Annotated in this window: 2 protein-coding genes; one reads left to right on the top strand and one right to left on the bottom strand. The window is 60.3% G+C overall.

Annotated features, from left to right (window positions below; translation table 11 throughout):
- Positions 1-7 precede the first annotated feature (7 nt).
- The gene (locus tag ACYZUA_RS01745) at positions 8-11,890 is read right to left on the bottom strand and encodes a retention module-containing protein (RefSeq protein WP_461961844.1); all 11,883 of its coding nucleotides are present in this window, start codon (positions 11,888-11,890) and stop codon (positions 8-10) included.
- Between the two features lie 357 nt (positions 11,891-12,247).
- On the opposite strand from ACYZUA_RS01745, the gene ACYZUA_RS01740 reads away from it, so the two are divergent.
- Positions 12,248-13,600 (top strand): TolC family outer membrane protein, encoded by a 1,353-nt coding sequence (locus ACYZUA_RS01740; protein WP_461961843.1) that lies wholly within the window; start codon positions 12,248-12,250, stop codon positions 13,598-13,600.
- The last annotated feature ends 4 nt before the right edge of the window (positions 13,601-13,604 follow it).

Raw genomic sequence — 13,604 nt, 5'->3', positions numbered from 1 at the left:
CGTTGGATCAGCTGTTGTTGTGATCGATTTTGATGGTCGGGTCACTGCCGGCAATCAACGAGTTGATGTTGGCGCTGGACCAGTTGTTGCCTTCCAGCTTGATCGTCACATCGGGTTGCGCCGCTGCGGCGTCGGCACCGTTGAACTTGCCGGCGGAGCTGACTTGCAGGGACGAAACGCCATCCACGGTGGTGATCTTCAGGAAGTTGTCGATGGTGCTGCCGGTTTCACCCTGCAGCAGATCGCGCAGGTCGATGCGATCACCTTCACTGGCCTTGAAGTCCTTGATCACGTCGCTGCCAGTGTCGCCAGCTTTCCAGACGAAGGTGTCGCCACCCAAGCCGCCGATCAGCGTGTCGTTGCCAGTGCCACCGAGGAGGGTGTCATTGCCGGCACCACCGTCCAGCGCATCTGTGCCAGTGCCACCGATGAGGAAGTCATCGCCGGCCTCACCGTTCAGCAAATCGTTGCCAGTGCCACCGAGCAGGATGTCGTTGCCGTTGCCGCCGTAGAGTTTGTCGTTACCGCCCTGCCCGAAGATGATGTCGTTACCAGCACCACCCAACAGCGTATCGTCACCATCGTGGGCGCCAGACACATCGAACGTGGAGTAGTGCTCGGTGACGTACTGGTGCACGTTACTTGAGGTGACTTTGTTGGTTTCGATGCCGGTTTCCTTACCGACAAAAGCCTGCAGCGCGGTGTAGCCCTCACCCGTCACGCCAGTGAAGCTCACCAGATCGCCGAAGATGATGTCGTTGCCATCGCCGCCGTTGATAGTGTCCTTGCCTGGAAGGGTCGCTTCGCTGTGGCCGAGAATTGCGTTGGCCAAATCTTCCGGGTTGATATTGGCCAGCGGTTTTCCATCGGTGGTGTTATACGGTGCGAGGTCGCTTACCGAGACATCCCTGTTCACGCCAATGGCTTGTACCTTGGAGTTTGCGGCAGCAAACAACGCGAACGCGGTTGCCGCATTACTCGCACTGGTGCTGTCGACAGAGCCGTTGCCTGCGTAATCCGACAGTTCATAGGTGCCGTCACCTTGGGCGTGAACTTGCAGGCTGTAGCCCTTGGCGCTGTACTTGTCCGACGACCAGTTGCCGTTCGATTTTTCGCTCCATTTGTACAAAGCCCCCGAGGAATCAACTACCACGCGACTCTCACCACCGATAACCATCCTGAACTCGGTCCCTGGCGTGTAGGAGCCTTGCTTCAACACGTCGTCGAGGTAGAGGTCCTTAACGCTATTGGAGTTGAACTCGACGACCACCGGATTGGTTTGTTCTTCTTGCGTATAAGCGGTCGGCTCACCATCGGTGATGAAGTAGGTGAGGTTGATCGCATTGGGGTTGCTCAGCGCGTCAGGCCCTTTGAACCAGTTCGCGGTGGTTTTAAACACGTCTTCGTAGTTGGTGTAACCACCAGACTGCATGCTGTTGAGGACCCCCTTCAATAGGTCCAGAGCGCCCGCTTTCGACAGATCGATCGAAATCGATTTGTTGACCTGTGTATCGAAGTCCACGAGGAATACTTTCACTGTGCCAGCGCTCGAGTTTTGCGAGGTGGCGCTGGCGATCAGCGAGGTGAACACCGCTATCAGGGAATTCTTCGCCGACGTTACGGAGGAAGCGCTCATGCTGCCCGAGCTGTCGACCATGAACGCGATGTTGTAATTCTGGCCCGGTATGACCGTCAGGCCGCCGATATCTGCCACTACGATGTCATTGCCATCGGTGCCACCGACATTGTCGTTTCCTGCGGTACCAGTGATCGGGTTATAGACCGCCGGATTAATCGTGATCGGAATCTGAATCGAACTGCTGGCCGAATCACCCTGGCTTTCGGTCGAGACTGCCGTAACTGTCAGCGTGTTGGTACCGGTGGCGTACGGTGCCGGGGTGTAGCTCAACTTGCTCACATCCCAGCCGCTGAGGTTGGCGACAGCGTTACCGGTCGTGCCGGTAAAGGTGTGCGTGCCGTCGGTCAGGGTCGCACCTGGCGGGATGCCGCCGATCGTGGTGATGGTCTTGGTTTCAGAACCATCAGTGTCCGGCGACGTTACCTTCAAGCCCAACGCAATGCTGCTGTTCTCGGCCACCTGAGAAGTGGTGGCGGTCACGATCGGTGCATCTGCGACCGCGGTCACACTGATATCCAGGGTGGTGCTTGAACCGGTGTTGGTGGTGTAGGTCACGGTCGGAACCTTGCCGCTCCAATTGCTGGCCGGAGTGAAGGTGTAAGCCCCGTTCGCCGCAAGTACCAAGGTGCCCATGTTGGCGATGGTCGCCGTGGCGCCTGCTATGTACTCGGTACCACCCACCGTGAACTTGGCCACGCTGAGGGCGTTATCCACATCGCGGTCGTTAGTCAGTACGTTACCGGTGGCAATCTTGTCCTCGCGAACTGTGTTGAGGTCAGCAGTCATCACGATCGGGTCAGCAACCGGGGTAACGCTGATGTTCAGCGTACTGCTCGAGCCGGTGTTGGTGGTGTATGTCACCTGTGGAACGTTGCCATTCCAATCGGCAGCCGGCTTGAAGGTGTAATCGCCATTGCTGGCGATGATCAGCGTTCCGACACCGTTAATGGTCGCGGTCTGGCCCGCCGTGAAGCTGCCGTTGACCCCGGTCACGTTGAAGCTGGTAACGCTAAGGACGTTATCGACATCGCTGTCGTTGCCCAGCACGTTGCCGGTCGCGTTGTGGTCTTCGTCGACGGTGATTTTGTCCGCCTGCAGCACGCTGGCGTCATTGACGGCACCGACGTGCACCACCAACGGCAGCGAGGTGCTGGCACTTGCGGCATCGCCGTCTTTGGCGGTGGCCGTGACGGTCAGGGGAATGTCGCCATTGAAGTTCGTCGGCGGTGTCAGCTTGAGCGTGGACAGGTTCCATCCAGTAATGTCCACCGATGTCGAGCCGTCGGCAGCATTGAAGGTGTGGGTGCCGTCGGTAAGTCTGGAACCCGCCGGCAAGCCGTTCAGTGTGAGAGTGAGTGTTTCCGAACCATCGACGTCATTGGTGTGGGCCTGGATGGTCGACAACAGGATCGCGTGGTCTTCAAGGCCCGAGTTGAGCACCTGACTGACATTGATGTTATCCAGCAGGCCGCCCAGGCTGTTGCTGTCGCCGGCGCGGAACTCGAGCTTCTGGCTGCCATCGGCGGTGACCGGAATGTCAAAGCTGTAGTGCTGCATGCCGGGGGTGGAAGTGTTCAGGGTGCCAATGAGTTGGCCGCCCCAATACACATTGATCAGCGAATTATCCACACCCGCACGCGGCGCATAGTCGAACGACACGTTATAGGTGCTGCCGGCCTTGGCATCGATTGTGGTGTAGAGGTTGCTCGCATCGCCGGCGTTGCGCTCCAGTTCAATGACCTGGTTATTGGCGCCCGCACCATAGACGCTGGCCTTGCCGATTTCGACCATGCCACCGCTGTTGTCGGTGTGCCATACGCCGTTGCCGAGCTTGCTGACATTGACGTCGCCATGACCGCTGTTCAGAGCGACTTCCTGGAAATCGGTCGAGACGACCCTGCCGCCACCGGTCAGTGACAGGCTTGGGGTATCGGTTACTGGCGCGACGACAATGGTGCCGGTTGCCGAAGACGCGGAGGGCATGCCCTGGTTGTCGGTCGAGTTGTAAGTGAAGTTGGTGGTGCCACTCCAGTCGCCGGTGGGCTTGAAGTAAACCGTTGCCCCGTTGGCGGTTGCGGAGATCACGCTGCTGGTGGTCAACGCGATGGTCCCGGCGGCGTCAGCGTAAAACACACCATTGGCCGGCAGGCTGGTCAGGCTGAAATGGCCGACGCTGCCGTCGACGTCATTGCCGCCGAGCTGCACAGCAATCAATTGATCTTCATTACCAGTGACCGAGGTAGTACTGACGGTCGGAGCGTCGTTGACCGGGTTGACCGTGATGTTCAGCGTGCTGGTGGAGTTGGTGTTGGTGGTGTAACTGACTGGCGGCACCGCGCCGTTGTAGTTGGTGACCGGGGTGAAGCTGTAGTCGCCGTTGGCGGCGATGGTCACAGTGCCTACGCCGGCGATCGTTGCGACTTGACCGGCGGTGAAGGAGCCGTTCACACCGGCGACAGTGAAGCCGGTCACGCTCAGGGTGTTATCGACGTCGCTGTCATTAGTCAGCACGTTGCCGGTCGCGACGCTGTCTTCGGCGACGGTTTGGGCATCGGCGGTCAGCACGCTCGCGTCATCGACCGGGGTGACGCTCAGGTCCAGCGTGCTGGTCGCGCCGGTATTGGTGGTGTAGCTGACTTGCGGCACGGCGCCGTTGTAGTTGGTGACCGGGGTGAAGCTGTAGTCGCCGTTGGTGGCGATAGTCACTGTGCCGACGCCAGCGATCGTTGCAACTTGACCGGCAGTAAAGGAACCCGTCACACCAGCGACAGTAAAGGTCGCAACACTCAAGGTGTTATCGACATCGCTGTCGTTGCTCAGCACGTTGCCGGTCGCTGTAGCGTCTTCGGCGATGGTGTTGCTATCAGCGGTCAGCACGCTCGCGTCATCGACCGGGGTGACGCTCAGGTCCAGGGTGCTGGTGGCGCCGGTGTTGGTGGTGTAGCTGATCTGCGGAGCGGTGCCATTCCAGTTCGCCGTCGGGGTGAAACTGTAGTCGCCGTTGGTGGCAATGGTCAGCGTGCCAATGCCGACGATGGTCGCCGTCTGGCCGGCGGTGAAGCTGCCAGTCACGCCTTGTACGGTGAAGGTCGCCACACTCAGGGGGTTATCCACATCGCTGTCATTGCTCAGCACGTTGCCGGTGGCGACGCTGTCTTCGGCGATGGTTTGGGCATCGGCGGTCAGGACGCTCACGTCGTCGACCGGGGTGACGCTCAGGTCCAGGGTGCTGGTGGCGCCGGTGTTGGTGATGTAGCTGACTTGCGGTACGGCGCCGTTGTAGTTGGTGACCGGGGTGAAGCTGTAGTCGCCATTGGTACCGATAGTCAACGTACCGACATTTTCAATGGTCGCGGTCTGGCCGGCGGTGAAGCTGCCCGTCACGCCTTGTACGGTGAAGGTCGCGACACTCAGGGTGTTGTCGACATCGCTGTCATTAGTCAGCACGTTGCCGGTGGCAACGGTGTCTTCGGCGACGGTGTTGGCATCGGCGGTCAGCACGCTCGCGTCGTCGACCGGGGTGACGCTCAGGTCCAGGGTGCTGGTGGCGCCGGTGTTGGTGGTGTAACTGACTTGCGGAGCAGTGCCATTCCAGTTCGCCGTCGGGGTGAAACTGTAATTGCCGTTGGTACCGATAGTCAGCGTACCGACATTTTCAATGGTCGCAGTCTGGCCGGCAGTAAAGGAACCGGTGACACCGACGACGGTAAAGGTCGCCACACTCAGGGTGTTATCCACATCGCTGTCATTGCCCAGCACGTTGCCGGTGGCAACGGTGTCTTCGGCGACGGTGTTGCTATCAGCCGTCAGCACGCTTGCGTCATCGACCGGGGTAACGCTCAGGTCCAGGGTACTGGTGGCGCCAGTGTCGGTGGTGTAGCTGACTTGCGGCACCGCGCCGTTGTAGTTGGTGACTGGGGTGAAACTGTAGTCGCCATTGGCGGCAATGGTCACTGTGCCAACGCCAGCGATCGTTGCGACTTGCCCGGCGGTGAAGGAGCCCGTCACGCCAGCGACGGTGAAGGTCGCGACACTCAGGGTGTTATCGACATCGCTGTCATTAGTCAGCACGTTGCCGGTGGCTGTGGCGTCTTCGGCGACGGTGTTGCTATCAACGGTCAGCACGCTCGCGTCATCGACCGGGGTGACGCTCAGGTCCAAGGTGCTGGTCGAGCCAGTGTTGGTGGTGTAGCTGACTTGCGGCACCGCGCCGTTGTAGTTGGTGACCGGGGTAAAGCTGTAGTCGCCATTGGTGCCAATGGTCACCGTGCCAACGCCAGCGATCGTTGCGACTTGACCGGCGGTGAAGGAACCCGTCACGCCAGCGACGGTGAAGGTTGCCACGCTCAGGGTGTCGTCGACATCGCTGTCATTGCTCAGCACGTTGCCGGTGGCGATGCTGTCTTCGGCGATGGTTTGGGCATCGGCGGTCAGCACGCTCGCGTCATCGACCGGGGTAACGCTCAGGTCCAGGGTGCTGGTGGCGCCGGTGTTGGTGGTGTAGCTGACTTGCGGCACGGCGCCGTTGTAGTTGGTGTTCGGGGTGAAGCTGTAGTCGCCATTGGTACCGATAGTCAACGTACCGACATTTTCAATGGTCGCGGTCTGGCCGGCAGTAAAGGAACCGGTGACACCGGCGACGGTGAAGGTTGCCACGCTCAGGGTGTTATCGACATCGCTGTCGTTGCTCAGCACGTTGCCGGTGGCGACGCTGTCTTCGGCGATGGTTTGGGCATCAGCGGTCAGCAGGCTTGCGTCATCGACCGGGGTGACGCTCAGGTCCAGGGTGCTGGTGGCGCCGGTGTTGGTGATGTAGCTGACTTGCGGCACCGCGCCGTTGTAGTTGGTGTTGGGGGTGAAGCTGTAGTCGCCGTTGGCGGCAATGGTCACCGTGCCAACGCCGGCGATCGTTGCGACTTGACCGGCGGTGAAGGAACCCGTCACGCCAGCGACAGTAAAGGTCGCGACACTCAGGGTGTTGTCGACATCGCTGTCGTTGCTCAGCACATTACCGGTGGCGATGCTGTCTTCGGCGGCGGTGTTGCTATCAGCCGTCAGGACGCTTGCGTCATCGACCGGAGTGACGCTCAGGTCCAGGGTGCTGGTGGCGCCGGTGTTGGTGGTGTAACTGACTTGCGGAGCAGTGCCATTCCAGTTCGCCGTCGGGGTGAAACTGTAGTCGCCGTTGGCGGCAATGGTCACTGTGCCAACGCCAGCGATCGTTGCGACTTGACCGGCGGTGAAGGAAGCCGTCACGCCAGCGACGGTGAAGGTTGCCACGCTCAGGGTGTTATCCACATCGCTGTCATTGCTCAGCACGTTGCCGGTGGCGATGCTGTCTTCGGCGATGGTGTTGGCATCGGCGGTCAGCACGCTCGCGTCGTCGACCGGGGTGACGCTCAGGTCCAGGGTGCTGGTGGCGCCAGTGTTGGTGGTGTAACTGACTTGCGGCACGGCGCCGTTGTAGTTGGTGTTCGGGGTGAAGCTGTAGTCGCCGTTGGTGGCGATAGTCACAGTGCCGACATTTTCAATGGTCGCGGTCTGGCCGGCGGTGAAGCTGCCAGTTACGCCTTGTACGGTGAAGGTCGTCACACTCAGGGTGTTGTCGACATCGCTGTCGTTGCTCAGCACATTGCCGGTGGCGACGCTGTCTTCGGCGGCGGTGTTGCTATCAGCCGTCAGCACGCTTGCGTCATCGACCGGGGTAACGCTGAGGTCCAGGGTACTGGTCGAGCCAGTGTCGGTGGTGTAGCTGACTTGCGGCACCGCGCCGTTGTAGTTGGTGACGGGGGTGAAGCTGTAGTCGCCGTTGGCGGCAATGGTCACTGTGCCGACGCCGGCGATCGTTGCGACTTGACCGGCGGTGAAGCTGCCAGTCACGCCTTGTACGGTGAAGGTCGCGACACTCAGGGTGTTATCGACGTCGCTGTCATTAGTCAGCACGTTGCCGGTGGCTGTGGCGTCTTCGGCGACGGTGTTGCTATCAGCAGTCAGCACGCTCGCGTCATCGACCGGGGTGACGCTCAGGTCCAGGGTGCTGGTGGCGCCGGTGTTGGTGGTGTAGCTGATCTGCGGAGCGGTGCCATTCCAGTTCGCCGTCGGGGTGAAACTGTAGTCGCCGTTGGCGGCGATGGTCACTGTGCCAACGCCAGCGATCGTTGCGACTTGACCGGCGGTGAAGGAGCCGGTGACACCGGCGACGGTGAAGCCGGTCACGCTCAGGGTGTTATCGACATCGCTGTCGTTGCTCAGCACGTTGCCGGTCGCTGTAGCGTCTTCGGCGACGGTGTTGGCATCAGCGGTCAGCACGCTCGCGTCATCGACCGGTGTGACGCTCAGGTCCAGGGTGCTGGTGGCGCCGGTGTTGGTGGTGTAGCTGACTTGCGGCACGGCACCGTTGTAGTTCTCAACCGGGGTGAAGCTGTAGTCGCCGTTGGCGGCGATAGTCATCGTGCCGACGCCAGCGATCGTTGCAACTTGACCGGCGGTGAAGGAACCCGTCACGCCTTGTACGGTGAAGGTCGCCACACTCAGGGTGTTGTCGACATCGCTGTCGTTGCTCAGCACATTGCCGGTGGCGACGCTGTCTTCGGCGACGGTGTTGCTATCAGCCGTAAGCACGCTCGCGTCATCGACCGGGGTAACGCTCAGGTCCAGGGTGCTGGCGGCGCCGGTGTTGGTGGTGTAGCTGACTTGCGGCACGGCACCGTTGTAGTTGGTGACCGGGGTGAAGCTGTAGTTGCCGTTGGTTCCGATAGTCAGCGTACCGACATTTTCAATGGTCGCGGTCTGGCCGGCGGTGAAGCTACCGGTCACACCAGCGACGGTGAAGCCGGTCACACTCAGGGTGTTGTCGACATCGCTGTCATTAGTCAGCACGTTGCCGGTCGCTGTAACGTCTTCGGCGACGGTGTTGCTATCCGCCGTCAGCACGCTCGCGTCGTCGACCGGGGTGACGCTCAGGTCCAGGGTGCTGGTGGCGCCGGTGTTGGTGGTGTAGCTGACTTGTGGCACCGCGCCGTTGTAGTTGGTGTTGGGGGTGAAGCTGTAGTCGCCGTTGGCGGCAATGGTCACTGTGCCGACGCCGGCGATCGTTGCGACTTGACCGGCAGTAAAGAAACCCGTCACGCCTTGTACGGTGAAGGTCGCGACACTCAGGGTGTTATCGACATCACTGTCATTGCTCAGCACGTTGCCGGTGGCAACGGTGTCTTCGGCGACGGTGTTGCTATCAGCCGTCAGTACGCTCGCGTCGTCGACCGGGGTGACGCTCAGGTCCAGGGTGCTGGTGGCGCCGGTGTTGGTGGTGTAGCTGACTGGCGGGACGGCGCCGTTGTAGTTGGTGACCGGGGTGAAGCTGTAGTCGCCATTAGTGGCGATGGTCAGCGTGCCAACGCCAGCGATCGTTGCGACTTGACCGGCGGTGAAGGAACCCGTCACGCCAGCGACGGTGAAGGTCGTCACACTCAGGGTGTTGTCGACATCGCTGTCATTAGTCAGCACGTTACCGGTGGCTGTGGCGTCTTCGGCGACGGTGTTGCTATCAGCCGTCAGCACGCTCGCGTCATCGACCGGGGTGACGCTCAGGTCCAGGGTGCTGGTGGCGCCGGTGTTGGTGGTGTAGCTGATCTGCGGAGCGGTGCCATTCCAGTTCGCCGTCGGGGTGAAACTGTAGTCGCCGTTGGCGGCAATGGTCACTGTGCCAACGCCAGCGATCGTTGCGACTTGACCGGCGGTGAAGCTGCCAGTTACGCCTTGTACGGTGAAGGTCGCGACACTCAAGGTGTTATCGACATCGCTGTCGTTGCTCAGCACGTTGCCGGTCGCTGTAGCGTCTTCGGCGATGGTGTTGCTATCAGCGGTCAGGACGCTCGCGTCGTCGACCGGGGTGACGCTCAGGTCCAGGGTGCTGGTGGCGCCGGTGTTGGTGGTGTAGCTGATCTGCGGAGCGGTGCCATTCCAGTTCGCCGTCGGGGTGAAACTGTAATTGCCGTTGGTACCGATAGTCAGCGTACCGACATTTTCAATGGTCGCAGTCTGGCCGGCAGTAAAGGAACCGGTGACACCGGCGACGGTAAAGGTCGCCACACTCAGGGTGTTATCGACATCGCTGTCATTGCTCAGCACGTTGCCGGTGGCGACGCTGTCTTCGGCGATGGTTTGGGCATCGGCGGTCAGGGCGCTCGCGTCGTCGACCGGGGTGACGCTCAGGTCCAGGGTGCTGGTGGCGCCGGTGTTGGTGGTGTAGCTGATCTGCGGAGCGGTGCCGTTGTAGTTGGTGACCGGGGTGAAGCTGTAGTCGCCGTTGGTGGCGATAGACACTGTGCCGACATTTTCAATGGTCGCGGTCTGGCCGGCAGTAAAGGAACCGGTGACACCGGCGACGGTGAAGGTCGCGACACTCAGGGTGTTATCGACATCGCTGTCATTAGTCAGCACGTTGCCGGTGGCTGTGGCGTCTTCGGCGATGGTGTTGCTATCCGCCGTCAGCAGGCTTGCGTCATCGACCGGAGTGACGCTCAGGTCCAGGGTGCTGGTGGCGCCGGTGTTGGTGGTGTAGCTGACTTGCGGCACGGCGCCGTTGTAGTTGGTGACCGGGGTGAAACTGTAGTCGCCATTGGTACCGATAGTCAGCGTACCGACATTTTCAATGGTCGCGGTCTGGCCGGCGGTGAAGCTGCCAGTTACGCCTTGTACGGTGAAGGTCGCGACACTCAGGGTGTTATCGACATCGCTGTCATTAGTCAGCACGTTGCCGGTGGCTGTGGCGTCTTCGGCGATGGTGTTGGCATCGGCGGTCAGCACGCTCGCGTCATCGACCGGGGTAACGCTCAGGTCCAGGGTGCTGGTCGCGCCGGTGTTGGTGGTGTAACTGACTTGCGGAGCAGTGCCATTCCAGTTCGCCGTCGGGGTGAAACTGTAGTCGCCGTTGGCGGCAATGGTCACCGTGCCAACGCCAGCGATCGTTGCAACTTGACCGGCGGTGAAGGAACCCGTCACGCCTTGTACGGTGAAGGTCGCGACACTCAGGGTGTTATCGACATCGCTGTCATTGCTCAGCACGTTGCCGGTGGCGACGCTGTCTTCGGCGATGGTTTGGGCATCGGCGGTCAGCACGCTCGCGTCATCGACCGGGGTGACATTGAGGTCCAGCGTGCTGGTCGAGCCAGTGTTGGTGGTGTAGCTGACTGGCGGCACCGCGCCGTTGTAGTTGGTGACCGGGGTGAAGCTGTAGTCGCCATTGGCGGCAATGGTCAGCGTGCCAACGCCAGCGATCGTTGCAACTTGACCGGCAGTAAAGGAACCCGTCACACCAGCGACAGTAAAGGTCGCCACACTCAAGGTGTTATCGACGTCGCTGTCATTTCCCAGCACGTTGCCAACTGCAGGGCTGTCTTCTGCAATGGTTTGGGCATCGGCAGTCAAAACGCTCGGATCATCAACCGCCGTTACGGTGAGATCCAGTGTGCTGGTGGCGCCAGTGTTGGTGGTGTACGTGATTTGCGGCACGGCGCCGTTGTAGTTGGCGTCCGGAGTAAAGGTGTAGTTGCCGTTGGCGGCAATAGTCACCGTACCAACGCCGACGATGGTCGCCGTCTGGCCTGCGGTGAAACTACCGGCCATGCCGGTGACGGTGAAGTTGGCGACGCTGAGAGGCGTGTCGGCATCGCTGTCATTGCCCAGCACGTTGCCGGTGGCGACGCTGTCTTCGGCCTGTGTGCCGGTATCAGCGATCAGTACGCCCGGAGCGTTGGTGGCCGTGGTGTTCTGATTGCCGATATCGAGCGTGGTGGTTGTGGCAGTGGAATCAAGACCGTCGGTTGGGAAACCAATGGTCGGGTCGACCCGGCCAGCGGTTGCCTCCAGAGCCACGAAGCTGTGGCCGCCACCTGCCGCGCCGCCTGTGCCGGCAGCTGTCGGGCCGGCCGCGGTGGCTTCAAGATCGGTGGTCGGGTCGGCACCGGCAACGATGGCTTGCTGCAGCTCTTCAACCGATGGCGCGGCTTGTGCAGTGGCTTGTGCAAGATCGGTGCTGGAGTCCGGATCGCTGCCGCTCCACTGAGTGTCGCGACCCAGGTCCAGGGTCCGGCCGTCAGCCAGTTCAAGCGTAACGGCGCCCGCCGCGCCGGTGTCTACCTGATCGCCGACAAACAACCGATCGCCTTCAACGAGTACGCGACGCACGCCCTCTGGGGACACAGCGAAAACCTGACCGACAATGCTTTTGACGATGGCCACAACACTGCTCATTGAAGACTCTCCGGGTGTCGCATTCAATTGACTTCCATGAACCTGGCGGCGTGTTTGCCAAACAGTCTGGACGTACTTTCAAGGTATTAGAGGCGCAATTTTGACATGGTTATTCGTCAATAAATTGACTATATTTTTTCGCTATAAACTTTATGCCAATCTATTGACCTTCTGCCTGTCATCCTAAACACTCGCCTCGGTAATGTCACATTGATATTTCGGTGCCAGCCTGCTCCGCGAGTGTGATGCAGATCAAAAAACCAACTTTCCGACACACGGTCATTCCGGTTGTCATCATCCGATGCAGCGGCACGTTCTGCAGTGATTCAAGACAAGCAATTCCGGGAAATTTCAACAATGCGTTTGCACCTGCTCACGGCTTTACCCTTCGCCCTCGCCGCCAGTTTTGTTCAGGCACAGTCCCTTCCGGAAGCCATGCAACAGGCACTGGATGTCCATCCGGAAATCCAGGCAGGCGTTAATAGTCGATTGGCCGCGGATTATCAGTTAAAGGCAGCCAAAGGGGGATACCTCCCACGGGTCGATCTGCTGGGTGGTTATGGCCGCGAAGGTACTGACAACGTCACCACACGTGGCGCCGGCAACAACAATCACTGGGAAACCCTGAATCGCAGCGAGTCGAGCGTGCGGTTGTCGCAAATGGTTTTTGACGGTTTTGCGACTTCCAGTGAAGTGGGGCGTCAACAAGCCACCGTTAATTCCCGCGCTTACTCCTTGCTGGGAACGTCCGAGCGCACCGCGCTCACCGTCGCTCAGGTGTATCTCGACGTGTTGACCCGCCGCGAATTCGTGCGCCTGGCAACCGAGAACCTGAAGAGCCACGAACGGATTTTCGACCAGATCAAACTGCGCACCCAACGCGGCGTGGGCAGCGGTGCCGACCTCGATCAGGCCGAAGCGCGCATGGCCCAGGCCCGCAACAACCTGATCACCGAGCAGACCAACCTGGCGGACGCCGAGACCAACTTCCTCAGCGCCGTCGGCCAGATGCCCGATCAGCTGGAGCGTCCTTCCGATTTCATGGCGCTGTTGCCGGCCAACCTGAATGAAGCCCGGACGCAGATGCTGGAAAACAGCCCGATCCTGCGTTCCGCCGAATCCGACATCGCCGCTGCCGAGAAACAATACGAAGCCGCCAAGTCGAGCTTCTATCCGCGCTTCGATGCCGAATTGGGTCGCACCGCCGACAACGATCTCGACGGCCAGAACGGTCACAGCAATGAATGGCAGGCCATGTTGCGCATGCGCTTCAATCTGTATGCCGGTGGCAGCCACAAGGCTGAGCTGGAATCCAAGTCCTACCAGTCCAACCAGGCACTGGATATCCGCAACAACGCCTTGCGCGTGTTGAACGAAGAGTTGGGTCTGGCCTGGAATGCCTTGAACAACGCCAACGCCCAAGTGCCGATCGCCCAGCAATATGTCGATCACAGCACCCGCGTGCGCACCGCCTATCAGAAGCAGTTCGGTCTCGGCGAGCGCACCTTGCTCGACTTGCTCGACAGTGAAAACGAGCTGTTCTCGGCTTCTCGTCGCCTGGCGGAGATCAAGAACATTCAGTTATTTACTCAGTACCGAATCAAGGCGACCATGGGCGAGTTGCTCAAGAGCCAGGGAGTGGTCGCACCGTTGGCATCCGTCGTGCAAAACGACGTGAAGCCTAAGGTTCAACTGCCCGGTATGAATTGAGCAG

The sequence above is a fragment of the Pseudomonas sp. LS2P72 genome (assembly GCF_054897865.1).
Note: the sequence above shows the minus strand (reverse complement) of the source record. Positions and strands in the feature narration are given on the sequence as shown.

Coding starts and splice junctions, on each gene's coding strand:
- ACYZUA_RS01745 (WP_461961844.1), bottom strand. CDS start 11,890: ATGAGCAGTGTTGTGGCCATCGTCAAAAGCATTGTCGGTCAGGTTTTC.
- ACYZUA_RS01740 (WP_461961843.1), top strand. CDS start 12,248: ATGCGTTTGCACCTGCTCACGGCTTTACCCTTCGCCCTCGCCGCCAGT.